This window comes from Ruegeria sp. HKCCSP346, assembly GCF_017872595.1.
Lineage (GTDB): Bacteria > Pseudomonadota > Alphaproteobacteria > Rhodobacterales > Rhodobacteraceae > Ruegeria.
Genome location: NZ_JAEDOT010000001.1, coordinates 456,812 through 481,975, shown reverse-complemented (window position 1 = coordinate 481,975; position 25,164 = coordinate 456,812). Strand labels below are relative to the sequence as shown.

Below are 25,164 nucleotides of genomic sequence, written 5' to 3'. Positions count from 1 at the left end.
TCACGCGCGCAAACGATCCCGATGGCGGGCCAGCCAGTAAGCCAGAGACACCAGCTGCAAATCCTTGAAAAGATGACGGTCTGTCATATCGATGAACTCGTCGAACGGCAGTATCCGACTGCGAATATCTTCGCCTTCTATATCAAGACCGCCGGTGATGGTTGTCTGGGTCAAGTTGCCAAGCCCGACATAGAGATACATGAAACCCGTCGACGACCCGCTGGAGGAATACGCCCCGCCCGCATATTCCAGCCTGTCAAATTGAACTCCGGCTTCCTCCATGGCTTCGCGATGTGCCGTCTGTTCCGGCGTTTCGCCGGGGTCGATCATCCCGGCAACCGCTTCCCAAAGCCAGGGCTCTGGATCATCGATCAAAAACACCGGCGGTCTGAACTGCTCGACCAAAAGCACGGTGTCGCGGATCGGGTCATAGGGCAGAACGGACACGGCGCTGCCCTGCATCAAACCGCCCCGGTGCAGCACCGGACCCATGCTGCCGTCATGCTGCCGGTGCTGAAGGTCTATTTCCTCCATCCCGAAATAGTCGACGTAAACGCGTTCGTGCCGGTGCACGATTACGTCTTGGGCTATGTTCCGTGGATCGCCGGTTCGCCGTTGCCTGGCCATGATCTTTGCCCAGGCACGGGTTTGAATGGCACGGACGCTGCGCGCCATGGTTTTGGGATCGACTTTGCCGAAATAGGCCATTTCTTCTTCGGCGGCGAGCGCCGTAACCTCGCCCAATTTGTCCGCCCAGCCCTGCAACGACCACAACTCACCGGGTTGCCACGCGCCCGGGGTCGGGAAAAAGACCTGCGCCTGTGCTTCGCCCCCGTCCTCCAGAATGACCGTCAACGATTTCAGGTCATAGTCGAAGGATCCTTCGTAATAAGCCAGTCTGGCCAGATCATCGGAGGACAGGCCCTGCACCAGCAGACCTTCGACAGCGGCGCCCTTGGCGGACAGGATCATCGGGAAATCCTGCCCCTGAACCGCGTGAACCGCGTGATCGCACAGCTTGGCAGCGTGAAACGTTATTTCGCTCAGCGGACGACCCAGGACACGCTGCAACAGCGGCAGATACCGCAACGTTCCATAGAAAAACAAATCAGACAAATTCAATCTCACTTGTGACGAAACGATTCAGCGCCATTTGCGACTGGCCTGTTCCGTGGCCAGACCGGCGACAACGGCGCCTATTGCAAGCGTAACCAGAATTTCGGGATAGATCAGCTGCTTGCCATAATCGATACCGATCGAAAAAATCGCCATCACAGCTTCGAACGGGCCGCCATATCGATTGCGCATTGCAAGGTCGAACATGCGGTAGCACCCCTGCACGAACAGTGCCCAGAAAATCAGCGAAGCAACGCCGGTCAGGCCGTTGTTTATGCCCGCGGTCCAACCACGCCCAGCGCGCTTGCCCATGATTTTCCAACCACAGATCGCACCAAGAGCCATGTTCACATAGGTGAAGTAGCCATAGTCCTTACCCTCTTCGCCGTTTTCGATAACCATGCCTGAAACAAGAAAGGCCAGCACGACGAGACAAACAGCGGCGACGAGACGCGAGGCAGTGGGCATGTGACGGTCCGTGAGTTAACTTGATTTTGCTATTGTGATCTGTGTCACATCGCAATTGCCCGTGTCAAAGGCCGCGCCGCACGCAGTCAAATAATAATTCCACATGCGGCGGAAACGCTCATCAAACCCCATGTCCGAGATCTGATCCCATTTGTCGTTGAACGTTTCATACCAACGGCGCAGAGTCAGATCATAGCTTTTCCCGAATTCCTTCGAATGCACGACTTTCAACCCGGCCTGATCGATCTGCTGACGCAGGATGGTCGGCGACGGAAGCATCCCGCCGGGAAAGATATATTTCTGAATGAAATCAACGCCGTTCTTGTAAAAATCCCAGCGGTGATCACCCACCGTGATGATTTGCAAGGTTGCCTGGGCACCGGGCTTCAACCTCTCACGAACGGTTTCGAAATAGACCGGCCAGTATTTCTGACCCACGGCCTCGAACATTTCGATCGAAGCGATGCCGTCATAGACCCCGCGTTCGTCCCGATAGTCTTGCAGCTTGAATTCAACCCGATCTGATAGACCAGCTTTTTCAATACGTTCCTTGGCGTACTTGAATTGCTCCTCACTGATGGTCAGGCCGGTGACACGCAAACCTCGTTCCTTTGCGGCATATTCCGCGAAGCCGCCCCAGCCACATCCGATCTCCAGTACATGGTCACCCGGTTTGGCACCCATCTCATCCACAAGACTTGCGTATTTGGCGATCTGGGCCTTCTCGAGGCTTTCCTGCCCAGACTCAAAAATCGCGCTGGAATAGGTCATCGTGTCATCCAGCCAAGAACTGTAAAAGTCGTTACCCAGATCGTAGTGATACGAGATATTCTTCTTGGCTTGGGCCCTGTTGTTTCTGTGCAGCCAGAACCGCAGCCGTTCATAGGCCTGAACAAGAAACTGACCCGTAAACCCGTCATAAACGGTCTCGGTTCCAAGATGCACAAGATCCATGAAAGATCGCAGATCGGGTGTACTCCAATGTCCGTCCAGATACGCATCGGAGAAACCCAGTTCTCCTTCGCGGATCAGGCGCGCAAAGACATCGTCGTCGTGAATATCGACCTGTGCCACCGGCCCGGCCTTTGCGCCTTCTGCGCGAAACGTGCGACCGTCGGGTAGTCTGATATCAAGACGCCCGGTTTCCATCCGGTTCAACATTTTAAAGACCTGGGTGAAATATCTGGGCAGGTCTTTTTGCCCTTCGGTCGTCGTCAGGATCATCCGCTCTCCCCTCTGCGGTACGCCCACAAAGCTAGGCGGCGAAATTGTTTCTGGCAAGTTTTCAGTTCCTTAGTGGGGTTTTCGGCTTTCATATGCGCGTAACGCGCGGGTCCGCCCTTCGGGCAATTCGACTATGGGTTTGGGGTAATCCGCATCCGGACGCAGCCCCCATGAACGCGGGACGGCATCAAAATACGACAAAGCGGATTGACTGGGTTCGGTGTAACCTTCAGCGATCCAGCGACGCGTAAAATTCCCGTCAGGATCGAATTTTTCGGCTTGCGTCTGGGGATTGAAAATCCGAAAAAACGGGGATGCATCGGGCCCAGATCCAGCAACCCACTGCCAGCCCATGGCATTGCAGGCCGGATCCCAGTCGATCAGGCAATCCTCGAACCATGTCATCCCTATTTTCCAATGAGTCATCAGGTGCTTGGTCAGATAGCTTGCGACAATCATCCTCGCCCGGTTGTGCATTCGACCCGTCACATACATTTGCCGCAGCCCGGCATCGACAACAGGTATTCCAGTTCTGGCCTGCCGCCACGCAGTGACTTCGGGATGGTCCGGATCAGTATTCCAGGGAAAACTGTCCCATTCCGGCTTCCAGTTGGAAGCCACCAGTTGGGGCGTGTGATACATCAGGTGATAGGCAAACTCGCGCCAGACGAGTTGACGTAGATAGGCATCGGCACCGGGTGTACCGGTCAATGCGGCCCTTTGGACCATATGCCAGACTGTACGCGGTCCAATTTCACCCAAAGACAGGTATTCCGACAGGTTGGACGTTCCGTCCTGATCCAACCTGTCCCGGTTGTTGGAATAGTGAGAAATTCGCTCAAGAAACGCCTCTAGATGATCCAGAGCGGCCTGTTCGCCGGGTTTTACATGAGGGCGAACGACGGCCGCGCCCCTGTTCATGGCATTCCCCATCTGCCAATCGCTCAATTTGTCAGAAGCGGGCCACGACACCGGGGCCTGCAAATCGGCAACCCGCGCATTGGGAAATTGTACATCCCGCCCCTGAACCGCACGCCACATGGGTGTGTAGACCCTGAATGGATGCCCCGACTTGGTGGCGACGGTCCAGGGTTCGAAAAGAAGATGCCCGGCAAATGACTTTGCCGTCACTCCTCCTTTTGTAAGCACAGACTTGATCTTCCTGTCACGTTCGATTGAGGCCGGATCGTAAGCGCGGGACCAGAAGACGGAGGTTGCGCCGGTCTCGGCCACAACCTGCTGCACCTGTTCAAGCGCGTCGCCGCGTCGAAAAATAAGTCGGCTGCCCATATCGGCCAGTGACGCTTTGAAAGCCTCCAACCCCAAGCCCAACCGCCACTTCGGCCCGGCCCCCATCTGTTCGACCAGATGGTCATGAATAAACAAAGGTATGACCGGACGGCCACTTTCGGCCGCCGCAGTCAACGCGGGGTGGTCCGACAGACGCAAGTCCTGTCGAAACCACAAAATGATCGGAGCCTGCTGTTGCTTCACAATACGCCCTTGAGGTTTTTTGATTTCTACGCACCCTCAAGAGTAGTGGATCACAAAACGCGCTCAAGAGCCTCCAATAGCTGATCAACTTCCTGCTTCGTGGTGTAATGGGTGAAGCTGACCCTCAAAACACCCTGCGCCGGGTCGACGCCCATCGCCTGCAAGGGGCGCACCGCATAGAAGTCTCCGCCACCCGCCATGACACCGTATTGCGCCAGTTCCGCCGCAACCGGTTCAGCCGGACGGTTCAACGAAAGCGCGACGGTGGGCGCGCGCCGGCTGGCATCGGAAGGACCGATCAGGCGCACAGCGTTTCGATCCTTTACCGCATCCAGAACCGGTTGCAGCAACGACACTTCGTGTGATCGCATCAGATCGTGGACAAATACGCCCTGTTCCGCCGCGCCCGTCTCGGGCCCGCCATGGTGGGCGCAAAGCAGCTCAACATAATCCACCATGCCTGCACTGGCCGCAATCTGCGCGTGATCGGGGCCAGCCGGGGTGAACCGCTTGTAAAGGACGTCACCGTTGAAATAATGCGCCTGGTTGGGCAACAGCTCACCCAATGTGCGGCGGATGACCATGCACCCCTGATGCGGGCCATAGGTCTTGTAGGCAGAAAACAAATAGATATCCGGCCCCAGATCACCAACATTCGGAAATCCGTGCGGAGCGTAGGATACGCCGTCAACGCAGACAAACGCACCCGCCGCATGCGCAATAGCAGTGATCTCGGTGACCGGATTGATCTCGCCAACGACATTTGAGCAATGCGGGAAACAGACCAGACGCACTTTTTCGTCCAGCATGTTTTCCAAATCCTGAGGGTTCAGCGACCCGGTTTCGGGGTCGATCTGCCATTCCCTCACCTCTATCCCGGCCTCGACCAGACGACGCCATGGGCCAGAGTTGGCTTCGTGATCCTGATTGGTCACGACGATCGCCTCGCCGGGCTTCATCCATTGCCGGAACGCCTGCGCCACGATATAGGTGTTCTGGGTGGTTGAAGGGCCAAAACTCAACTCATCCGTGTCGACTCCTAGAATTGCAGCCATACGCGCACGCGCCTCGTCCATTTCGGCGCCCGCAAGGCGGCTGGCCTCATATGGGGCGTAAGGCTGAACCTTGCGCTGCGTGTAGAACCGCGTCAGCCGGTCGATTACTGGTTTGCAGGTGTAAGACCCACCTGCATTTTCGAAGAACGCCTGCCCTTGCAGGCTGGGTTCTGAAAAGGCCGGAAACTGCGCCCGAACGAAATCGATATCCAGAGATTTCATGCCTCATTGCTCCTTAGTTGTGCAGTCAGATCAATGAGATGCCCGCGCATGTTTCCGGACATCTCAGAAATCATGGCAGGTCTTCCAGCCCAGCCTGTGCTTGGGCCTTTGGCCGACGAAACACGGGGCAGCCCTTCGTCTTGGAAGGACAGCGATACTTAGACAGGGCCGTTCACAACCGTCAAGCGAAAGCAAAACAAAAAAGCCCCGGCTCGATGCCGGGGCTTTGAAAGCTTGCGGAATTGTCAGGCGACTCCTTTGGCTTCAACCCTGAACCTTGGTATAGGTCCCCTCGCCCGCGAGAATTCCGCGGAAGCCGCCGGGCTCATCAAGCCCAAAGACGATCAGGGGCAGATTGTTGTCGCGTGCCAGCGCGATGGCCGAAGCATCCATGACCCGCAACCGTTTGGCCAGCACGTCATCATAGGTCACGGTATCATAGCGTACGGCGTCAGCGTGTTCCGCTGGGTCTTTGTCATATACGCCATCCACTCCGTTCTTGCCCATGAAGATCGCCTCGCACGCCATTTCGTTGGCGCGCAGGGTGGCTGCGGTGTCTGTCGTGAAATACGGGTTGCCAGTACCGGCGGCGAAGATACAGACCCTCTTCTTCTCGAGGTGTCGAACAGCCCGGCGGCGGATATAGGGTTCGCACACCTCGTCCATGCGAATGGCCGATATCACGCGGGTGAACACTCCGATCTCTTCCAGTGCGGATTGCATCCCCAGCGCGTTCATCACCGTGGCCAACATGCCCATATAATCCGCCGTTGTCCGTTCCATGCCCTGGGCTGAACCGCTCAGGCCGCGAAAAATGTTTCCACCGCCGATGACCATGCAAATCTCAACGCCCAGATCGTGAACCGATTTCACTTCTTGCGCGATGCGTTGAACTGTTGGTGGGTGCAAGCCGAATCCCTGATCCCCCATCAATGCTTCGCCTGAGATTTTCAACATGACCCGATTGTACTTTGTTTTCGGGGTCTCGGCTGTTTCAGAAGAAGGGGAAAGGCTCATGTTGCGCTCCGGGCTGGCACGGGGTTAATTTCCGGCGCAAAATGAAGCAAAAGCTCCGCAGGTTCAATGCGGTTGGTGAGGATAGAGGCAACCGCGCATGACCCGGCGATCAACAGACCTGCTTTTTCGGCAACTGCCGCCTGTTCCGGACGACAAGCCGGTTCTGATCGCGGGGCCCACGGCGTCCGGGAAATCAGCACTGGCGCTGGAGATCGCCGAACGCCATGGCGGGGTTATCGTCAATGCGGATGCGAGCCAGGTTTATGACTGCTGGCGCGTCATCTCGGCCCGGCCGTCCGCCCAGGAAGAAGCCCGCGCGCCGCATCTGTTGTACGGGCACGTCGCCTATGATCAGGATTATTCTACCGGCCATTGGCTGCGAGAGGTCCTGCCTCTGTTAACGGGGCACCAGCGCCCGATCATTGTCGGTGGGACCGGATTGTATTTCTCGGCCCTGACCGAAGGCATGGCCCAAATTCCTGCGACGCCACCCGAAGTTCGGGCCGAGGCCGATCAGATGCCCATGGTAGACCTTCTGGAGGGGGTCGATGCAGACACGCTTGCAAAGCTGGACATACACAACCGTGCCCGCGTGCAACGCGCATGGGAGGTGCAGCGCGCCACAGGTCGCAGCCTGTTGTCGTGGCAAGCCGAAACGCCCCCACCGGCACTTCCGCTGAACGAGACCCTGCCGATCGTTTTTGACGTTGATAAAGCATGGCTGCTGAACAGGATAGAACGCCGCTTTGACCAGATGCTGGAACAGGGCGCGATCGAGGAAGTGCGTGCCATGCAGGACCGGTTCGATCCCACCCTTCCGTCCTGCAAGGCCATAGGCGTGCCGGAACTCAGGGCATATCTGGACGGCGCGATGACTTTGGATCAGGCGCGAGAGCGCGCAACCATAGCGACGCGGCAATTCGCCAAGCGTCAGCGCACCTGGTTTCGCGCCCGAATGAAGGCCTGGAATCACGTCGATCCCACTAGGTGATACCCAGCACGTCTGACATTGCACAAGCAAGATGCCCCGCCAGCTCTCGAAGCTTACGAGAACTTAATGATTTACTGCGGTTTCCCTTAACAAACCGGGAAAACAATGGGGAAACCGGCATCGTTTTGGGCTGCTGGAAGAAATGCGTCTTCACGACTTCAACGGATCGCGAATGTCGTTTTTGTACTACTTATGACGATTTCGAACATTGACCTTATCAGAAATCTGGTGCCGAATAACGACATGGGGATGAACAGAGTCCAAGAAACAAAATCCTTCACTCTGGCGACCGTAAGAAACCGGGTCGCGTAGAGCCATAATCAATCAACAAAATCAGTGTCACAGGGAGACATCCATGACGAATACCGTATCCACCGAAGACAAGGTGCACTGGGCGGCAGCGATGCACGCTCAGGAATACCGCGACGGCAAGCTAAGCCGAAGGGAATTCATGACGCGCGCAACCAGTCTTGGGGTTACTGCCGCAGCGGCCTATGGCATGATCGGATTGCCGACACCTGCTTTGGCCGAAACAGCAAAGCAGGAAGGCGGCACGCTGCGTGTGCAGCAGGAAGTCCGCGCCCTCAAAGATCCCAGAACCTATGACTGGTCGCAGATCGCAAACGTGACGCGCGGCACGCTGGAATATCTGGTCGAGTACAACTCGGACGGATCGTTCCGTGGCATGCTGCTGGAAAGCTGGGAAGTCAACGATGACGCAACCGAATACACTCTGAATGTCCGTCCGGGCGTCAAGTGGAACAACGGCGACGATTTCACGGCTGACGACGTTGCCCGCAACATTGCGCGCTGGTGCGACAAGAGCTCGGAAACCAACTCGATGGCGGGCCGCTTTGCAACCCTGATCGACGCGGATACCGGTCAGGCCGGTGAGGGTGTCATCGAAGTCGTCGACGCAACCACGGTCAAACTGAACCTGCCAAAGCCGGATATCACCCTTATTCCGGGCATGGCCGACTATCCCGGCGCGATTGTTCATAGCTCGTTCAGCGAGACTGACCTGCTGAACAATGTTGGAACCGGCCCCTATCTGATGGACGAACTTGAGGTTGGCGTAAAAGCCGTTCTGGTTCGCAACCCGGATCACACCTGGTGGGGTGAAGAAGTGTACGGCCGCCCTGCTCTGGACCGTATCGAGTACATCGACTACGGAACCGACCCTTCTGCCTGGTTGGCGGCGCTGGAATCCGACGAAGTCGACATGCTGTATGAATCGGTGGGTGAATTCATCGACGTGATGGACGGGCTTGGCTATGTGAAGTCAGAAGTGGTAACCGCCGCGACCATCGTTATTCGTCCCAACCAGCTGGCCGAGATCGACGGGCAAAAGCCTTATGCGGACAAACGTGTCCGGCAGGCCCTTCAGATGGCCGTAGACAATTCTGTTTGTCTGGAACTGGGCTATGGCGGTCGCGGAGCGCCGGCGGAAAACCATCACGTAGCACCGTTGCATCCGGAATATGCCGAGCTTCCACCGCAAAAGGTTGATCCCGCGGCAGCCAAGGCGCTGATGGACGAAGCCGGTTTTGGAGATTTCGAGCACGAGATCATCTCGATCGACGATGACTGGCGCCGCAACACCACAGATGCCGTTGCCGCGCAGCTGCGCGATGCCGGAATCAAGGTCAAGCGGACCGTTCTGCCGGGCAATACCTTCTGGAATGACTGGGCCAAGTACCCGTTCAGCTCGACCAACTGGAACCCGCGTCCGTTGGGTGTTCAGATTTGGGCGCTTGCTTATCGTACGGGCGAAGCCTGGAACGAGTTCGGCTATGCGAGCCCCGAGTTTGACGCCATTCTGGAAGAGGCGCTGGCCATTGCCGACGCGGACAAGCGTCGCGAAGTCATGGCGCGTGGCGAAGCACTGCTTCAGGAAGATGGGGTTACTATTCAGCCCTATTGGCGCTCGCTCTATCGCCACATGAAAGAGGGTCTTGTTGGAACCGACATGCATGTGACCTTCGAACACCATCACTACAAGTGGGGCTGGGCTGCCTAAGCACTGCAATCCACACACGAGGGGCGCCTGACACGGGCGCCCCTTTCCAGCCGCAGACTTGCCGACGCGGGGTCGGACGTCCGAGGCCAGAAAATGGTCCAATGATCTGCGGAATACCTGAACAACAGGGGCCACCATGGGACTATTCATCCTACGACGGTTCGGAGTGATGCTGCTTACGGCATTATGTCTGACATTCGTCGTCTTTTTCCTGACCAACCTATACCCGAACCTTGAAAAGCTGGCGAAAACGCAGGGCAACCAGCGTATGTCCGATGAGCAGGTCGAAGCCTGGTTGGAAAACCGCGGTTACTTGCAACCGACACTCGTTAAATACGGCCAATGGTTGGGCGTGATGCCCGGGTTCCAGAATACACTGGAAGATGGCCAGTTCGTGGGAACCTGCACAAGACCCGGTTCGACTGCAGAGGACACGGCAAGATATTGTGGTGTTCTTCAGGGCGATTGGGGATACTCAACCGTTTTCAAGGAAGAAGTCGGAACCATCGTTGGCAAGCGCTTGGGCAACACAGGTTACCTGATGTTCTGGGTTTTGGTCCTGATGGTGCCATCTGCACTGATCGTTGGTGTACTGGCCGGGATGCGAGAGGGATCAGCCCTGGATCGATCATTGTCGACCTTCTCAATCATCACGACAGCGACACCGGAATACGTATCGGGCGTTATCTTCATCGCGATCTTCACCTCGTCCACCGTGGGGCTGAAATGGTTCAAGGGAACCGCGACGCAAGCGATGGAGAACCCGACATTCGAGAACTTCTTCCTGCCGGTTCTTACCATTGCGCTGTACGGTATGGGCTATATCGCCCGGATGACCCGCGCTTCGATGACCGAAGTGATGACGGCGCAATACATCCGGACTGCACGGCTGAAGGGTGTCTCGTTCCCGAACATCGTCATGAAACACGCCTTGCGCAACGCGTTGATCGCGCCGTTCACGGTTATCATGCTGCAGTTCCCATGGCTGCTGAACGGCGTGGTGATTGTTGAAACCCTGTTCAACTACAAGGGTTTCGGCTGGGCGCTGGTTCAGGCCGCTGGCAACAACGACATTCAGCTTCTGCTGGCGATCTCGGTCGTGTCGGTCTTCGTGGTTCTGATAACGCAGCTGATCTCGGATATCGGCTACGTTTACCTCAACCCGCGCATTCGCATTTCATAAGGAGGGTGAGATTATGGAACCACTAACCTGGACCGGCTCTATCGCCTTCCTGAACCCACTGCTGATGATCGCACTGGCAGCACTTTTCCTGTCGATCCTGGTCTGGATCATCGCCAGTATCTTTTTGCCTGAACAGCAGATTGTCGTGAACCCGGATGGATCCGTCAGTTCTGGCGGCGGTGTCCGTGGATTGATCCAGCTTGCGCTGCACTACAGTTTCCTTGCCAGCGTGGGATTGGCCGTGGCTTATCTGGTGCTGGGCATCCTGATGGGCACTGGCGCAGGGATCATCGGCGCAATTTCTCAGCAATTCCTGCCTGTATGGGTCGCGCTGATCATCATGTTCGCCATGTCCATCGCCTTCAAACGACGGTTGGGGTTGTACGGCAAACTGTATGACAGTCCCATCGGAATGATCGGCTTTGGCCTTGTGATGTTCTGGGTCTTTACTGGCATCTTCGGCGCTCTTGATCTGATCGTGACCCATGACCCGCTGACACAGATCTCTGGCATGAAGAACAAAGTGCCGGGAACGCCTCTGCCAAATCTGGAGGACGGCGAGTATGCCTGGTATCTTCTGGGCGGTGACAATCTGGCGCGTGACGTATTCAGCCGGATGGTCAAGGGGGCCTGGGTTGTGGTGCAAATTGCACCGCTGGCAACGATGTTCGCCTTCATGGTCGGCATTACGCTGGGGCTTCCCGCCGGTTACTATGGGGGCCGTTTTGATACATTCCTGTCCTTCCTCGCCAACCTGATCCTCGCATTCCCGGTGATCCTGCTGTTCTACCTGCTGGTGACACCGGAGATCGTGGCGACCGGGGTGCCGAACTACATGGCGGCCGTGCTGTTCGTGTTCCCGATCCTGTTCATCGGCGTATTGCTGAATTCACGCTATTACACACGCCCGAATTTCCGTACGCCGTTGCTGATCGGTGTTCTGGGTGTTGCGATCTGGCTGTATCTGTCGCTGATTTCGACCGGTGGCTACATCATCAACACCGACGCCTACCGGATCTGGGGCCTGCCGACCTATCTGGACCTGTTCGATATCCCCGGCGGTATTCTGGTGGTGTTCGTCTCGGTGGTCTTCGTCAACTCGCCCACGGTCTTCCGTATCGTGCGCGGCCTGGCGCTGGATATCAAAACCCGAGATTACGTGGCTGCAGCCCAGACACGCGGCGAGGGGCCGTGGTACATCATGCTTTGGGAAATCCTGCCCAACGCACGCGGCCCCCTGATCGTCGATTTCTGTCTGCGCATCGGTTACACCACCATTCTTCTGGGGACTTTGGGCTTCTTCGGACTGGGCCTTCCGCCGGAAAGCCCGGACTGGGGATCCACGATCAACGAGGGGCGCAAGCTGCTGTCGATCTACCTGCACCCTGCCCTTCCTCCTGCCTTTGCACTGCTGTCGCTGGTTCTTGGTCTGAACCTGCTGGCTGACGGTCTTCGCGAGGAAAGCCTGAAGGACTGATGTGATCGAGGCCGGGGGGCCAGCCCCCCGGACCCCCCGGGATATTTTTGGCCAGATGAAGGGGATCCCCGCATTTGGTGAGGAGTAAGCAAAATGAGCAAAATGGCGGATTATGACGGCCCGATCCTGGAGATCGACAAGCTGTCCATCTCATTCTTTACCCGCCTGCGGGAAATCCCCGCCGTTATGGATTTCTCGGTCAGCGTAGAGCCCGGTGAAGCCGTGGGGCTGGTTGGTGAATCCGGTTGTGGCAAATCAACCGTGGCACTGGGCGTTATGCAGGATCTTGGCAAGAACGGTCGCATCGTCGGAGGCACGATAAAGTTCAAGGGCCGCGATCTGGCAGAGATGTCGGCCGAAGAACTGCGCGACATTCGCGGCAATGAAATCGCGATGATCTATCAGGAGCCGATGGCATCGCTGAATCCGGCGATGAAGATCGGCAAACAATTGATGGAAGTGCCGATGATCCACGAGGGGGTAAGTCAGGAAGAGGCTTATTCCCGTGCGCTGGAAGTGGTGACGGACGTTCGCCTGCCAGACCCCGAACGGATGTTGAATTCGTTTCCGCACCAACTGTCGGGTGGTCAGCAGCAGCGGATCGTGATTGCGATGGCGCTGATGTCGAAACCGGCGCTGTTGATCCTGGACGAGCCGACAACGGCTTTGGACGTGACCGTCGAGGCCGCCGTGGTTGAACTGGTCAAGGATCTGGGCAAGAAATACGGCACCTCGATGTTGTTCATCTCGCACAATCTCGGGCTGGTTCTGGAAACCTGCGACCGTCTGTGCGTGATGTATTCGGGTGAAGCGGTCGAGCGTGGCTCGATCAAGGATGTGTTCGACGAGATGCAGCACCCTTATACACAGGCGCTGTTCCGTTCGATCCCGCTGCCGGGGGCTGACAAGAACACGCGTCCGCTGGTGGCTATTCCGGGGAACTTCCCATTGCCCCACGAGCGGCCTCCGGGTTGCAACTTCGGACCGCGCTGCGACTATTTCGAAGAGGGGCGCTGTGACGCGAAGGAAATCCTGATGGAGGCCGTTCCTGGAAATGACCGGCACCACACCCGCTGCCTTAAATTCCAGGAAATCGACTGGAACGCCCCACTTGCGCTGGCCGATCAGAAAGAAAAGGGTGAGATTGGCCGAACGGTTCTGAAAATGGACAACCTCAAGAAATATTACGAGGTTGCGGCAAATGCCTTGTTTGGCGGCGGTGAGAAGAAGGTTGTGAAGGCCAACGAAACGCTCAGCTTCGAGGCGCACGAATCCGAGACACTGGCCATCGTGGGGGAATCCGGCTGCGGCAAGTCCACCTTCGCCAAGGTGCTTATGGGATTGGAGACGGCCACAGACGGGCAGATCCTGCTGGACAACCGCAACATCGAACAGGTGCCCATCGAAGAACGCGATGCCAAGACGATCGGCGAAGTTCAGATGGTTTTCCAGAACCCGTTCGACACGCTGAATCCGTCGATGACCGTTGGCCGTCAGATCATCCGGGCGCTTGAAATCTTTGGTGTCGGAAACTCTGAAGCCGAGCGCAAGAAGCGGATGCTGGAATTGCTTGATCTGGTGAAGCTGCCGCGCGCCTTTGCAGACAGGATGCCGCGGCAGCTGTCCGGTGGTCAGAAACAGCGCGTGGGTATCGCGCGCGCCTTTGCCGGCGATGCACGTATCGTTGTGGCGGACGAACCCGTCTCGGCGCTGGATGTGTCGGTTCAGGCTGCCGTGACGGATCTGTTGATGGAGATACAGCGACAGCACAAGACCACGCTGCTGTTCATCAGCCACGATCTGTCCATCGTGCGTTACCTCAGTGACCGGGTCATGGTGATGTATCTGGGCCATGTTGTGGAATTGGGCACCACGGATCAGGTCTTTGCCCCGCCCTATCACCCCTATACCGAGGCGCTGCTGAGCGCGGTTCCGATTGCGGATACCTCGATCGAAAAGCAGCATATCGTTCTGGAAGGCGATATTCCCTCGGCCATGAACCCGCCACCAGGCTGTCCGTTCCAGACGCGTTGCCGATGGAAATCCGAGGTGCCTGACGGTCGGTGCGAATCCCACGTGCCGCCGGTGCAGACGCTGGCGGATGGGCACCAGATCAAATGCCACCTGGCCGAAGATATTCTGGCCCGGATGGAGCCGGTGATCAAAGTCGCGGCGGAGTAAACCCGTTTCTGAACCATGGAAAGGGCCGGTCAGGACCGGCCCTTTCTATTGGCGCCGCGGTTCGTGGGGAGACAGGCGGCGCTTGGGAGTGGCGTGAGTGGCGACCCCGGTAATTCGTCAGCCGGTCATGACGTTGTTGCCGAAATGCATGAATTCCTGGTTCATTCCTGCAATGCCACCGGCTTCAAGCAGAAGGCTGGCACTGTCGAGCATCTTGTAGCTCTGCTGAGCTTTCACCCAGTCGTCGGCAGATTGTAGAGTGGTCAGCGTGTAGGATGTGACCTCATTCAGGTAATGTGTGGGGATGATCACCTTGGGCTGGAGCTTGGATACGATGTCGTTGCCCTGATCGAAGCTGAGGATATGTTCCGAGCCATCAACCGGCAGCGTCAGAACATCCACCCGACCGATCGCGTCCCAGAACTCCTGTGGCGGGTTGTGGCGGTTGTCGCCCCAGATCAGCGTTCGAATGCCGCCGGTCTCGACCAGATAGACGACCATATCCATGTGGCCCACGTTGTTCGGCGGGCAGGCTTCCACACCGAACTCGGCCAGCGCATTGGTCCAGTCATACCATCCGGGCGCGACACAGGCGTGCTTGTCGGCAAAACCGGTGATCTTGATGTCTGCAAACTCGAACTTGCCCGCCATGCGATCCAGCACCATGGTCGAACTTGGGCGTTCAATCGCATCGTGATCAAAATGGGCATGGGTCGACAGGGTGATATCCACCGGGATTTGCGGGAATTCGTTGCGGAACCAAAGCCCCCAAGCGCCCGACGGATCATCGCGCCAGGGATCAAACAGCACTGTTGCGCCATTGGGCGAGGTGATCTTGATCGCACAATGACCATAATAGTCGATGCCAACCGTCCCGGTGCTGGCCTGACCCGTTGCGCCTTGCAGATCTATCACGTGGTTGTTGTTGCCCGGCTGTAGCCACGCCTGAGACTGCGCCTGAGCCGGTCTTGCGTCCAGTACGGAAGCAGTCGCACCGACACCGGCAGCCCCCGCCGCCATAAAGAACGACCGGCGAGACAGCCCCGGCGCCAGGTCATCCTTGTCCCCGTTCAGGATGGTTGGTTTCAGATCTTTGCGATCCATTTTTGTGTACCTCTCTGTTGGACATATGCAGGTTTTCCGCACGTCCCAACCAAAGGTAACAAGCCAAGGCACCTTGGCTCAGACCGAAAAAATGGGGGCGGATTATGGGGGAAAACCCCATATTCCGTGTTCACGAAATCGAGAGCAAATGACTGCGCAGGTTCTTGCTGCGCCCTTCAAGGCCCAGCTTGCGGCGGATGTTGTTGCGGTGAAAATCGATTGTCGATGTTTCTCGGGACAGGGCCTTGGCGATGTCCTTGGTTGTTTTTCCAAACATGACCATCTGCGCAATCTCGATCTCGGTCGGGGTCATTGCTGCAAACGCATCCGTCAGTTTGTCCGACAATGAAGACGTGATCTCGTTCAGGTTCTTCTCGGCCAACTCTAGATAGACATACTGCGCTTCGTCCCCGGAAAGCTGCATTCGAACCTTTTCCAGATAGGGCAAAACTCGGCCGCGCACCTGTTCGACAATTTCGTGATCGCGGTTTTTGCGTTCGTCATCCAGACTGGACAGCAGGACGCGCAGCGCCGTGTTGGTTTCCTGCAATTCACGGGTGCGATCCGCGACACGGGTTTCAAGCTGCGCCAGTGTTTCGTTGAGCTTCTCTTCCAGCGCGCGGCGCAGGTAAACCTCTTGCAACAAAGCCAAATCCGACTCGACCATGCGTGCGAACTGCGCCAACCCTTCGCGGAACAACAAGGCACGCCGGTTCTGCTTTCGATCCAGAACACAAATCGTTCCGAACACCGATCCATCGGGCCATTTCAGCGGCAGGCCGATGTAAAATGACATTCCATGTTCCAGATCGTCATTGTCGGCCCAATCCGGATCGCAGGCTGCATCCTCAACCACCAGTTCTCCGTCCCGTTGCAATACGCCCTGACAATAAAGTTTGGGATTCAACTGGAAACTCAAACCAACCGGATACGGGTTTTCGGGATGATCCGAGGTGATCAGCACCGCGTGATCCGGTGCGTCGGTTTTCATGATCAGGCTTGCGGGCACATCCGCCAATTCCGCGACCAGATCAACCAGTTGCTGCCAGTTAATTAGCGTTTCTTGCGGGATCTCAGGGTGGTCAACAGGCATCAGGCGGCCTCACCAGTTGCTGGACGATACCCTTTCAGGTTAGTTGGACTGGTTGCGTCGGATCAAGAACCGGACGTTCTGCGTCGCGGCATAGGGTTTAACCGCCCCAGATAACCTTCACGTAGTTCTGGGTTTCCTTGTATGGCGGTATGCCGCCATGCTTTTCTACCGCTTTTGGGCCAGCATTGTAGGCGGCCAAAGCCAGTGGCCAGGATTTGAACTTGCGATACTGCCAGGACAGGTATCTGGCCCCACCTTCGAGATTCTGCTTGGGGTCATGCGGGTTGACCCCCAAAAGCTCGGCGGTCTGAGGCATCAATTGCGCCAATCCCAGAGCACCCTTGTGAGACTTCGCGTGCGGGTTCCATCCGCTTTCCTGCTGAACAAGGCGCAGGAACAAGTCTTCGGGAATGTTGTGAAGGCGGGCAGCCTGTTTCGCCAGATCCAGATACTGGCCGCGATACTTGCCAGTATATCGCTTGCCGGTATGCGTACGGGATGTCTTGGGTTTCAACCGCGCGGAGTCGCGATACTGCGTCGCCGCACGGGAATCCAGAATCTTCGACTGCTTGAGGAAGATATCTTTGCGGCTTTTGGTAGACAGAGTTTGCGCCTGCACAGGCAAAACGGCCAGCACAAGGCAGACAACAGAAAACCCAGCAACCCAAGAACGCATCAATGCCTATCCTGCTCGATAAGAAACCAGTCGGATTATAGGTATTCCCACGAAAAATGAAAGCTTGGTAAAGACCAAAGTAAGACTCTTGCCCAACACTGTTGTATCTACTGTTTTCATCCATGATGCAGGCCGTATAGGGTCTCACGAAACAAGTCGCGCCAGATTCGGCGCACATACGCGAAAACAGAACGAGGAATTACATGGCGGGTTCAGTCAACAAGGTCATTCTGGTCGGAAATCTGGGTCGTGATCCCGAAGTGCGGACATTCCAGAACGGCGGAAAAGTATGCAATCTACGCATTGCCACGTCAGAGACCTGGAAAGACCGCAACACGGGCGAACGCCGCGAACGCACGGAATGGCACTCGGTCGCCATATTCAACGAAGGTCTGGTCCGTGTGGCCGAGCAATACCTGCGCAAGGGCTCTAAAGTCTATGTCGAAGGGCAGCTTCAGACCCGCAAGTGGCAGGACCAGTCTGGCCAGGACCGGTATTCTACTGAAGTTGTCCTGCAGGGCTTTGGCTCAACCCTCGTGATGCTGGATGTGCGCGGCGAAGGCAGCGGCGGCGGCGGCGGTGGTTACGGCGGCGGCCAGGCCGGTGGCAGCGGGTACGGAGACCCTTACGGCGGTCCGTCCAGTTCCCCGGCACCGGCATCGGGTGGCATCGACGACGACGAGATTCCGTTCTAGGAAATTCGGAGACACGACATGACATGGTCCTTTTCTCTCGGCCGATTGCTCGGGTCCGAACTGAGGGTCCATGTCACGTTTTTCCTGCTTCTGACCTGGGTGGGCTTTGCGGCCTATTCTGCCGGTGGCCTGCCGGCCGCCATAGACAACCTGTTGTTTGTTCTGGCCTTGTTTGCCTGTGTGGTCGCGCATGAATTCGGTCATGCCCTCATGGCGCGGCGCTTTGGAATCAAGACCCCAGACATAACACTGTTGCCGATCGGCGGGTTGGCCCGTCTTGAAAGGATACCGGAAAAACCGATGCAAGAAGTGCTTGTGGCACTTGCAGGTCCGGCGGTGAACATCGTGATCTGGGTCATACTGGTCGCCTTCGGAGCAGGAGTGCCGATCGAGACGCTTTCCCAGATCGATTCACCGGGTATCGGGTTTCTGAACAGGCTGGCCTACATCAACCTGCTGCTGGCCGTATTCAACATGATCCCGGCCTTCCCCATGGACGGAGGGCGCGTTTTCCGCGCCCTTCTGTGCCTGCGCATGGATCGCGTCAAAGCAACACGCGTGGCTGCTGTCGGAGGTCAGATCGTTGCGGTGGGTCTGGGGTTTTTGGGGCTGAGTTCAGGCAACCCGTTTCTGGTGCTCATCGCCGTGTTCGTGTTCATCGCCGCCAACGCCGAAAGCCAGGAAGTCGCCCTGCGATCCGCAGCGCGCCGGGTTCTGGCGCGGGACGCGATGATCACGGAATTTCACGCGCTTTCCCCCGAAGATACGCTGAGTACCGCGGCGCAAGCCGTGATCCACACCACTCAACACGAATTCCCTGTATTGGACTCAAGCCAGGCCCTGCTGGGATTCGTCACGCGTGAACGGCTGTTTGCTGCGCTGGCAAGTGACCAACCCAGATCTGCGCCCGCCACGTCGATCATGGACGCGGCGGTCCCCGCAGTTTCGCTTACCACCGGTCTCGAGACCGTTCTGGAGCACTTGCACAACGGCGCTCCGGCCATCGCTGTGGTCACTCGGGGTGGTCGCATGATGGGTTACATCACGCGCGAGAACATCGGTGAACTGATGGTCATTCAGGGGCGCTAGGCTTTTAGGTCAAGCCGTGGCAAGCGCATCCGACAGGACCGAAAGAACCGCATCTTTCGGCACATCTGAGGTCACGAACGCCTCTCCGATCCCACGCGCCAGAATAAACCGAAGCTGGCCATCCACGACTTTCTTGTCCTGTCCCATAAGATCCACCAGCGCCTCGGCGCTTGGCAATTCGCCCGGAATATCGGCCAGATCCGTCTTCATCCCCATCGCACGCAAATGCGCGCGCACCCGGCTTGGGTCCTCTTGCGAACACAAACCCAGCCGAGACGACAACTCAAACGCCAGCGCGCAGCCAATTGCCACACCTTCGCCATGCAGAAGGCGGTCAGAATACCCTGTTGCAGCTTCCAGGGCGTGGCAGAACGTGTGACCCAGATTGAGAAGAGCCCTGTCACCTTGTTCGGTTTCATCCCGCGCGACGATGTCGGCCTTCATTTGCACCGAGCGCGTCACCGCATGCACACGGGCCGCCATGTCACCCGAGGAAACGCTTGGCCCGTGCGCCTCGAGCCAATCAAAGAACTTTGCATCGCCAAGCAATCCGTATTTCACGACCTCGCCATAGCCCGACAAGAAGTCTCTTTGGGTCATGGTCCCCAGAACAGAGGTATCCGCCAGAACCAGCGAGGGTTGATGAAACGCGCCGATCAGGTTTTTGCCCTGTGGTGCGTTGATCCCGGTCTTTCCACCGACCGAACTGTCCACTTGCGCCAGCAATGACGTTGGAATCTGCACAAAGCGAACACCGCGCCGCAAAACCGCCGCTGCAAAGCCTGCCAGATCTCCGATGACGCCGCCCCCCAAGGCTACGACGACATCCCGGCGTTCGACTTTTTCTGCAAGCAGCCACTCGACGGCGCGCTCGAAATGCGGCCAGCTTTTGGTTGCCTCTCCGGCGGGCAGCGCCAGTGCGGTCATCTCGATCCCCGCGGCATTCAGCCCGGCGCGCAGCGCCTCAAGATGCAGACCGGCCACGTTTTCATCCGTCAGAACCGCGACTTTTGGCCGGGCTAGAAGTGGTGATATCCAGCCCCCTGCCCGCGTCAGAAGATCCGGACCGATTTCAACATCATAGGATCGGTCACCCAGGTCCACATGTACTGTTTGGTGCATTTATTTGAGTTCCAAAACATCAGGGCGCGCCAACAGAGCGTCGACAACGCGGCCAACCATATTTTCGATCGAGGTCTCGCCATCCGAATCCACTGTCAAATCGGCCCGAGCATAAACCGGCACGCGGGCCTCGTAGAGGGATTTCAGCGTCGCATAGGGATCGGCGGTGCGCAGCAGAGGACGGGTGTCTTTGTGGCGCACACGGTTCCACAGAACATTCAGATCCGCGCGCAGCCAGACGGCAGCACCCTTTTCGGCGATGATGCGACGATTTTCCGGCTGGAGAAACGCCCCCCCACCCGTTGAAAGAATGCCTTTTTGTTCATCCAGCAAGCGCCCGATGACCTGCGATTCCTTGGTGCGAAAGAAAGGTTCGCCGTCACGCTCAAAGATTTCAGGAATGGTCATGTTGGCGGCTGATTCGATCTCGGCATCGCTGTCCAGAAACGGAACACCCAGACGTGCGGCCAACGCGCGACCCACCGCTGTCTTGCCAGCCCCCATCATACCCACCAGAACCACGGTTTTGTGCAGATCAAAACCACCCTGTGTGTCTGTCGAATGTGTGTTATGCTTAATTTCGCTCATTTAAACGTGAATGACGTGATCTTGGAAAAAATGCCAGTTATAACTTGGCCAAAATCAAAAATTGAGGCAGCGTGGGGCCATGGGCCGACTGATCAAATTCCTGATATATGTTCTTTGCCTGGTGTTCATTGGGCTCGTCGCCTACGCCTATGTTGGCCCATTCTTTGGCGCGGATTTTTCTGCGCCTCAAAGTGAAATCCGCGAACCGGTCGTATTGGATGTCAACTAAACAGGCGTTGTTGGCGGTCTTTCTGGCGGGATCGGCACATGCGCAAACCCCGTTATCAGCGATCGAATGGCTTGCGGATCCGCCAGAAAACCTGCCCGGAACCGTATTGCTGGAACCGCCGGTGGCACAGAACGGCGGATTGCCCGAAATTGAGGTCACGCCGCTTGAAGCGTTGTCGCAACCTTTGGGCTTGGTCGCATCATCCGTCACCGGGTTGCCCGTGGATTTGTGGCAAGGCAGCGATGCGAACCGGCTGGCAGAGCTGATCGCGAAGACGCCCGTTCGCGACAACCCGACCATGCAACGCCTGTTGTTTACATTGCTTCTGTCGGAAACCCGCGCACCGGCGGGCCCTGATGCGCAAGAGATTATGCTGCTGGCGCGGCTGGACCGTCTGATGCAACTGGGTGCGGCTGATCCCGTGCAATCGCTGGTTCAACTGGCTGGGCCGACCGATACACAGGATCGGTTTCAGCGTTGGTTTGACGCAACGCTGCTGACCGGTGATGAGGATCGCAGCTGCACCGCCCTTATCGCCGATCCGCACCTGTCAAAGGACTACGCCGCGCAAGTGTTCTGTAAAGCCCGACGCGGAGATTGGGCATCGGCCGCGTTGACGCTTGAGGCAGCGCATGCCCTGAACATCCTGCCGCCGGCAGAGCTGGCGGTTCTGGATCGTTTTCTAAGCCCTGAACTCTATGAAGGCGCGGCTTATCTGCCCCAACCTGAAAACCCGGATCCATTGAGTTTCCGACTGTTCGAAGCGATCGGAGAACGGCTTCCTTCCGCCTCGTTGCCACGCGCTTTCGCCAACGCGGATCTTCGGGATGTGGCCGGATGGAAAGCGCAGATCGAAGCCGCCGAACGGCTTACACGCATTGGCGCTTTGACGCCCAATCAATTGCTTGGACTTTATACCGAAAGGTCCCCGGCAGCGTCCGGCGCAGTTTGGGACAGGGTCGCGGCCATCCAACGATTTGAAAGCGCGTTGGACACGCGAAACGCTGAAGCCATTGGAAAAACATTGCCGACGGTCTGGCAGCAGATGCGCAGCGTCGGGCTTGAAGTGCCCTTCGCCGAATTGTTCGCCGAGCGTCTGTCAAAGGTTTCGCTGTCGGTGCCGGCGACTGAAAACCTGCGCTGGCGCATTCTGATGCTGTCTGGCCTGTACGAACAGGCTGCACAATCAGCGCCGGACAACTCGATCGATACCCTGTTTCTTGCGGCGCTGGCGCAGGGTGATCCGGGGCGGGCGGTTTCTCCTTCTCCGTTGGCCGACGCTGTTTCTCAGGGGTTTGCATGGGCAGCACCCGTACCCAACGACATCGACGCCTTGCTGGACAATGGTCAACTTGGTGAAGCCATACTGGAAGCCATGCAGTTGTTTGCGCATGGTGCACGGGGCAATCTGGTGGATCTGACCGCAGCAATCGCAACCTTCCGACGCGTGGGCCTGGAAGACACCGCGCGGCGTGCCGCGCTGAGCCTGTTGATCCTGCAAGAGCGCTGAAGATGGCTATTCCGGCGACAAATGAGCTATGGATTTCGACCTTTCTACAGGCCCAGGCAGCGGAACTTGGCGCGGCGACAAATACCTTGCTGGCCTATGGCCGCGATCTGAAAGACTTTGCATCCTGGTTGCAGCACAGGGGATCCGGATTCGATCAGGCAGATCGTGATCAGATCGAGGCCTATCTGATCGACTGCCAGGCACAGGGCTTGTCACGTTCCACCCGCGCGCGGCGATTGTCGGCGATAAAACAGCTGTACCGCTTTGCATTCGAGGAAGGCTGGAGCGAGACGAACCCCGCCATCCAGATCAAAGGTCCGGGGCGGCAGAAGCGACTGCCCAAAACGCTGGACGTGCCCGAAGTCGACCGTCTTCTGGCAGCCGCCCGACAAACCGGGCGCAGCAAGGGCGATCGCATACGCAATACCTGTTTGATGGAAGTTCTGTACGCCACCGGGATGCGTGTGACCGAACTTGTGTCCCTGCCCGTTTCCTCGGCCCGTGGCGATCCCCGTATGTTGCTGGTGATGGGCAAAGGCGGCAAGGAACGCATGGTACCCCTGTCCCCGCCGGCGCGGGATGCTTTGGCTGCCTGGTTGACCGTGCGGGACGAAGCCGAAGACCAGACCGTCGAGAAAGGCGATCAAAGATCCCGTTTTCTGTTTCCGTCGCGCGGCAAATCCGGCCACCTGACGCGGCACAGGTTCTTTCTGCTGGTCAAGGAACTGGCCGTTCAGGGTGGCGTTTCACCCGAGAAAGTCACCCCGCATACCCTGCGCCACGCCTTTGCCACGCATCTGCTGGCCAACGGCGCGGATCTGCGTTCGATCCAGACCTTGTTGGGTCATGCCGACGTTGCAACGACCGAGATTTATACTCATGTTCTGGATGAACGGCTGTCGGAACTGGTGTTGCAACACCACCCGCTGAGCAAAGACCCTGACGAAGACCGGGGCTAAGCCCTTGATCCAGCAGCGCGGCAACCCCATAACGGATGCGTCACCCTAACCCACCAAGGACCAATGGAACCCTCATCTTCTCTGATCGACAGCACATTCTGGATTACGTCAGGCGCGATCCTCTTGTTGCTCGTTTTGTCCGGCTTTTTCTCGGGTTCGGAAACGGCGCTTACAGCTTCGTCTCGCGGAAAACTGCGGGCGCAGGCCGACAAGGGATCACGGGGCGCAAAAAAGGCGCTGGAAATCACCGATGACAATGAACGCCTGATCGGCTCGGTTCTTCTGGGCAACAACCTTGTCAACATCCTGGCGGCCTCGCTGGCGACGGCCTTGTTCACCCGTATATTCGGCGAAAGCGGTGTGGCGTTGGCGACCCTGGTCATGACTTTGCTGGTGCTGATCTTTGCCGAAGTGCTGCCCAAGACCTACGCCATCACCAATTCCGAAAAGGCCGCAGCGGCTGTTGCCCCGATCATCAGCGTCGTCGTGACGGTGTTTTCGCCCATTGTGGCGGCGGTGCGGCTGCTGGTGCGCGGTGTGTTGCGCCTGTTCGGCGTGCAGATCGATCCCGACAGCAACATTCTTGCTGTACGCGAAGAGATTGCCGGCGCCTTGCAACTTGGTCATTCCGAAGGCGTGGTCGAAAAGGAAGACCGCGACCGCATCTTGGGTGCGCTGGATCTGGGCGACCGGACGGTGGAAGAGATCATGCTGCACCGATCGAATATCGAGATGATCGACGCCAATGCCGCCCCAGAGGAAATCCTGAAACAATGTCTGCAAAGCCCCCACACCCGTCTGCCTGTGTTCCGGGACGAGCCGGAAAACATCGTGGGTGTTGTCCACGCCAAGGACCTCTTTCGCGCCATGTATGCGCAGGCAGGCAGCAGCGACGGCGGGACCGACCGTTTGGCAAGCTTTGACATCGGAAAGGTGGCAAACAACCCTTACTTTGTGCCCGAAACCACGACGCTGGACGACCAGATGCGGGAATTCCTGCGCATGCACAGCCATTTTGCATTGGTTGTGGATGAGTATGGGTCACTGCGAGGCCTGATCACGCTTGAAGACATTCTTGAAGAAATCGTGGGCGAGATCGCCGATGAGTTCGACATAGACGAAGAGGTGCCGGTAATGCGCACCGAAGATGGCCAGTATCTGGTTGAAGGATCCATGACGATCCGGGATGCCAACAGGGCGCTGGACTGGTCTCTGCCGGATGACGAGGCGAACACGCTGGCCGGTCTGGTGATTCACGAGGCCCAGATGATCCCTGACGTCGGTCAGGTGTTTTCGTTCCACGGTTTCCGGTTCGAGGTCACGGCGCGTGAAGGCAACCGTATCACGGGACTGAAAGTGCGCCCCCTGTAGCGCCTGCGATTTTTCTGAAATGTTCCGCGCGTTGCCCAAGTGCCTGCCGTCAACTGAACGACCCAATTGCACTGAACCGGGCCCGGATATTCCGATCATCGCACAGTTCGACCCAAGCACGGAGCTGGGCGAGATCGGCCAGTTTGATCACCCCGACTTTGTTTCAGCTGTGCAGTAAAGTGGAAAAGCAGCCTTCAAGGCCGAAAAACCACCGGGCGATGTCGTGCTGAACGAGGCGCAGACCACCTGTTTGTTTGCCCTCGGCTACAGGTTTTGACGA

The 25,164-nt window shown here is 57.5% G+C and carries 21 protein-coding genes; 10 read left to right on the top strand and 11 right to left on the bottom strand.

The window, feature by feature from the left end; all coding sequences use genetic code 11:
• From I9185_RS02370 to pyrH, 6 genes are all read right to left on the bottom strand, one after another.
• A complete protein-coding gene (locus I9185_RS02370; RefSeq protein WP_210092265.1) occupies positions 1 to 1,116 on the bottom strand; it encodes an NUDIX domain-containing protein in 1,116 nt (371 codons plus the stop codon).
• A 27-nt stretch (positions 1,117 to 1,143) separates the two neighbouring features.
• Positions 1,144 to 1,584: a TrgA family protein gene (locus I9185_RS02365; RefSeq protein ID WP_171632910.1), complete on the bottom strand. Its 441-nt coding sequence runs from the start codon at positions 1,582 to 1,584 to the stop codon at positions 1,144 to 1,146.
• A 15-nt stretch (positions 1,585 to 1,599) separates the two neighbouring features.
• Positions 1,600 to 2,808: a cyclopropane-fatty-acyl-phospholipid synthase family protein gene (locus tag I9185_RS02360; RefSeq protein WP_171632913.1), complete on the bottom strand. Its 1,209-nt coding sequence runs from the start codon at positions 2,806 to 2,808 to the stop codon at positions 1,600 to 1,602.
• 69 nt (positions 2,809 to 2,877) lie between these two features.
• Positions 2,878 to 4,302 carry a deoxyribodipyrimidine photo-lyase gene (locus tag I9185_RS02355; RefSeq protein ID WP_210092264.1) on the bottom strand — a complete coding sequence of 475 codons (1,425 nt, stop codon included), beginning with the start codon at positions 4,300 to 4,302 and terminating at the stop codon, positions 2,878 to 2,880.
• Between the two features lie 50 nt (positions 4,303 to 4,352).
• On the bottom strand, positions 4,353 to 5,579 hold the full coding sequence (locus tag I9185_RS02350; protein WP_210092263.1) for an aminotransferase class V-fold PLP-dependent enzyme: 1,227 nt from the start codon (positions 5,577 to 5,579) through the stop codon (positions 4,353 to 4,355).
• Between the two features lie 264 nt (positions 5,580 to 5,843).
• Complete coding sequence (pyrH, locus tag I9185_RS02345; RefSeq protein ID WP_152457773.1) at positions 5,844 to 6,596, bottom strand: UMP kinase; 753 nt, start codon at positions 6,594 to 6,596, stop codon at positions 5,844 to 5,846.
• Between the two features lie 97 nt (positions 6,597 to 6,693).
• Here pyrH and miaA point away from each other — a divergent pair, with 97 nt between their 5' ends.
• The 5 genes from miaA (at position 6,694) to I9185_RS02320 (ending at position 14,448) form a co-directional block, all read left to right on the top strand.
• Positions 6,694 to 7,587: a tRNA (adenosine(37)-N6)-dimethylallyltransferase MiaA gene (miaA, locus tag I9185_RS02340; RefSeq protein ID WP_210092262.1), complete on the top strand. Its 894-nt coding sequence runs from the start codon at positions 6,694 to 6,696 to the stop codon at positions 7,585 to 7,587.
• Between the two features lie 355 nt (positions 7,588 to 7,942).
• Positions 7,943 to 9,607 carry an ABC transporter substrate-binding protein gene (locus I9185_RS02335; protein WP_171723401.1) on the top strand — a complete coding sequence of 555 codons (1,665 nt, stop codon included), beginning with the start codon at positions 7,943 to 7,945 and terminating at the stop codon, positions 9,605 to 9,607.
• A gap of 136 nt (positions 9,608 to 9,743) precedes the next feature.
• Positions 9,744 to 10,790, top strand: coding sequence for an ABC transporter permease (locus I9185_RS02330; protein WP_152457770.1), 1,047 nt, complete (start codon positions 9,744 to 9,746; stop codon positions 10,788 to 10,790).
• A 13-nt stretch (positions 10,791 to 10,803) separates the two neighbouring features.
• A complete protein-coding gene (locus tag I9185_RS02325) occupies positions 10,804 to 12,267 on the top strand; it encodes an ABC transporter permease (protein WP_171723402.1) in 1,464 nt (487 codons plus the stop codon).
• A 93-nt stretch (positions 12,268 to 12,360) separates the two neighbouring features.
• Complete coding sequence (locus I9185_RS02320; RefSeq protein WP_152457768.1) at positions 12,361 to 14,448, top strand: ABC transporter ATP-binding protein; 2,088 nt, start codon at positions 12,361 to 12,363, stop codon at positions 14,446 to 14,448.
• A 117-nt stretch (positions 14,449 to 14,565) separates the two neighbouring features.
• On the opposite strand, the gene I9185_RS02315 is transcribed toward I9185_RS02320, so the two are convergent.
• From I9185_RS02315 to I9185_RS02305, 3 genes are all read right to left on the bottom strand, one after another.
• Positions 14,566 to 15,552, bottom strand: coding sequence for an MBL fold metallo-hydrolase (locus I9185_RS02315; RefSeq protein WP_210092261.1), 987 nt, complete (start codon positions 15,550 to 15,552; stop codon positions 14,566 to 14,568).
• A gap of 130 nt (positions 15,553 to 15,682) precedes the next feature.
• Positions 15,683 to 16,645 carry a LuxR C-terminal-related transcriptional regulator gene (locus tag I9185_RS02310; protein WP_210092260.1) on the bottom strand — a complete coding sequence of 321 codons (963 nt, stop codon included), beginning with the start codon at positions 16,643 to 16,645 and terminating at the stop codon, positions 15,683 to 15,685.
• A 97-nt stretch (positions 16,646 to 16,742) separates the two neighbouring features.
• Positions 16,743 to 17,321, bottom strand: a complete 579-nt coding sequence (locus I9185_RS02305; protein ID WP_171632935.1) for a lytic transglycosylase domain-containing protein — start codon at positions 17,319 to 17,321, stop codon at positions 16,743 to 16,745.
• Positions 17,322 to 17,524: 203 nt separating this feature from the next.
• On the opposite strand from I9185_RS02305, the gene ssb reads away from it, so the two are divergent.
• Both ssb and I9185_RS02295 read left to right on the top strand, forming a co-directional pair.
• Positions 17,525 to 18,016 (top strand): single-stranded DNA-binding protein, encoded by a 492-nt coding sequence (ssb, locus tag I9185_RS02300; protein ID WP_210092259.1) that lies wholly within the window; start codon positions 17,525 to 17,527, stop codon positions 18,014 to 18,016.
• A gap of 18 nt (positions 18,017 to 18,034) precedes the next feature.
• Positions 18,035 to 19,105, top strand: a complete 1,071-nt coding sequence (locus I9185_RS02295) for a site-2 protease family protein (RefSeq protein WP_210092258.1) — start codon at positions 18,035 to 18,037, stop codon at positions 19,103 to 19,105.
• Positions 19,106 to 19,114: 9 nt separating this feature from the next.
• Here I9185_RS02295 and aroB read toward each other — a convergent pair whose 3' ends face one another.
• Positions 19,115 to 20,227: a 3-dehydroquinate synthase gene (gene aroB / locus I9185_RS02290; protein WP_171231767.1), complete on the bottom strand. Its 1,113-nt coding sequence runs from the start codon at positions 20,225 to 20,227 to the stop codon at positions 19,115 to 19,117.
• Entirely contained in the window at positions 20,228 to 20,815 is a 588-nt protein-coding gene (locus I9185_RS02285; protein ID WP_210092257.1) for a shikimate kinase, read from the bottom strand.
• A gap of 218 nt (positions 20,816 to 21,033) precedes the next feature.
• On the opposite strand from I9185_RS02285, the gene I9185_RS02280 reads away from it, so the two are divergent.
• The 3 genes from I9185_RS02280 (at position 21,034) to I9185_RS02270 (ending at position 24,884) form a co-directional block, all read left to right on the top strand.
• Positions 21,034 to 22,554: a hypothetical protein gene (locus tag I9185_RS02280; protein ID WP_210092256.1), complete on the top strand. Its 1,521-nt coding sequence runs from the start codon at positions 21,034 to 21,036 to the stop codon at positions 22,552 to 22,554.
• A 2-nt stretch (positions 22,555 to 22,556) separates the two neighbouring features.
• On the top strand, positions 22,557 to 23,513 hold the full coding sequence (locus tag I9185_RS02275) for a site-specific tyrosine recombinase XerD (RefSeq protein WP_210092255.1): 957 nt from the start codon (positions 22,557 to 22,559) through the stop codon (positions 23,511 to 23,513).
• 63 nt (positions 23,514 to 23,576) lie between these two features.
• The gene (locus tag I9185_RS02270) at positions 23,577 to 24,884 is read left to right on the top strand and encodes an HlyC/CorC family transporter (protein WP_210092254.1); all 1,308 of its coding nucleotides are present in this window, start codon (positions 23,577 to 23,579) and stop codon (positions 24,882 to 24,884) included.
• The last annotated feature ends 280 nt before the right edge of the window (positions 24,885 to 25,164 follow it).

Bases quoted from the DNA above. Each gene is read 5' to 3' on its own strand.
- I9185_RS02330 (WP_152457770.1), top strand. From the start codon at position 9,744: ATGGGACTATTCATCCTACGACGGTTCGGAGTGATGCTGCTTACGGCA.
- I9185_RS02350 (WP_210092263.1), bottom strand. From the start codon at position 5,579: ATGAAATCTCTGGATATCGATTTCGTTCGGGCGCAGTTTCCGGCCTTT.
- I9185_RS02275 (WP_210092255.1), top strand. From the start codon at position 22,557: ATGGCTATTCCGGCGACAAATGAGCTATGGATTTCGACCTTTCTACAG.
- miaA (WP_210092262.1), top strand. From the start codon at position 6,694: ATGACCCGGCGATCAACAGACCTGCTTTTTCGGCAACTGCCGCCTGTT.
- I9185_RS02320 (WP_152457768.1), top strand. From the start codon at position 12,361: ATGAGCAAAATGGCGGATTATGACGGCCCGATCCTGGAGATCGACAAG.
- I9185_RS02360 (WP_171632913.1), bottom strand. From the start codon at position 2,808: ATGATCCTGACGACGACCGAAGGGCAAAAAGACCTGCCCAGATATTTC.
- I9185_RS02365 (WP_171632910.1), bottom strand. From the start codon at position 1,584: ATGCCCACTGCCTCGCGTCTCGTCGCCGCTGTTTGTCTCGTCGTGCTG.
- I9185_RS02285 (WP_210092257.1), bottom strand. From the start codon at position 20,815: ATGAGCGAAATTAAGCATAACACACATTCGACAGACACACAGGGTGGT.
- I9185_RS02270 (WP_210092254.1), top strand. From the start codon at position 23,577: ATGGAACCCTCATCTTCTCTGATCGACAGCACATTCTGGATTACGTCA.
- I9185_RS02315 (WP_210092261.1), bottom strand. From the start codon at position 15,552: ATGGATCGCAAAGATCTGAAACCAACCATCCTGAACGGGGACAAGGAT.
- I9185_RS02325 (WP_171723402.1), top strand. From the start codon at position 10,804: ATGGAACCACTAACCTGGACCGGCTCTATCGCCTTCCTGAACCCACTG.
- pyrH (WP_152457773.1), bottom strand. From the start codon at position 6,596: ATGAGCCTTTCCCCTTCTTCTGAAACAGCCGAGACCCCGAAAACAAAG.
- ssb (WP_210092259.1), top strand. From the start codon at position 17,525: ATGGCGGGTTCAGTCAACAAGGTCATTCTGGTCGGAAATCTGGGTCGT.
- I9185_RS02295 (WP_210092258.1), top strand. From the start codon at position 18,035: ATGACATGGTCCTTTTCTCTCGGCCGATTGCTCGGGTCCGAACTGAGG.
- I9185_RS02335 (WP_171723401.1), top strand. From the start codon at position 7,943: ATGACGAATACCGTATCCACCGAAGACAAGGTGCACTGGGCGGCAGCG.
- I9185_RS02305 (WP_171632935.1), bottom strand. From the start codon at position 17,321: ATGCGTTCTTGGGTTGCTGGGTTTTCTGTTGTCTGCCTTGTGCTGGCC.
- I9185_RS02280 (WP_210092256.1), top strand. From the start codon at position 21,034: ATGTCAACTAAACAGGCGTTGTTGGCGGTCTTTCTGGCGGGATCGGCA.
- aroB (WP_171231767.1), bottom strand. From the start codon at position 20,227: ATGCACCAAACAGTACATGTGGACCTGGGTGACCGATCCTATGATGTT.
- I9185_RS02310 (WP_210092260.1), bottom strand. From the start codon at position 16,645: ATGCCTGTTGACCACCCTGAGATCCCGCAAGAAACGCTAATTAACTGG.